The sequence below is a fragment of the Priestia aryabhattai genome (assembly GCF_023715685.1).
In the GTDB taxonomy this organism is placed as follows: Bacteria; Bacillota; Bacilli; order Bacillales; family Bacillaceae_H; genus Priestia; species Priestia aryabhattai_B.
Window position 1 is genome coordinate 1 of record NZ_JAMBOQ010000110.1, and the last position, 337, is coordinate 337.

Consider the following 337-nt stretch of genomic DNA (forward strand, 5'->3'; position numbering starts at 1 on the left):
CAAGATGAGATTTCCCATAGCGCAAGCTAGTAAGATCCCTGAAAGATGATCAGGTTGATAGGTCAGAGGTGGAAGCGTGGCGACATGTGTAGCTGACTGATACTAATCGATCGAGGACTTAACCAAAATTTAAAAGCGTAAGCTTTACTCAGCGAACTGTTATCTAGTTTTGAAAGAACAAAACTTTTTAAAAAGTCTTGCTTTCTTTTAGAAATCATGTATAATATAATATGTCTGGTGGCGATAGCGAAGAGGTCACACCCGTTCCCATACCGAACACGGAAGTTAAGCTCTTTAGCGCCAATGGTAGTTGGGACTTTGTCCCTGTGAGAGTAGG

General features: G+C 41.5%; 2 rRNA genes. Both read left to right on the forward strand.

Annotated elements, in window-relative coordinates:
- Positions 1–126 (forward strand): 23S ribosomal RNA (locus tag M3225_RS29240); the annotation flags it as partial.
- 107 nt (positions 127–233) lie between these two features.
- Positions 234–337 (forward strand): 5S ribosomal RNA (gene rrf / locus M3225_RS29245); the annotation flags it as partial.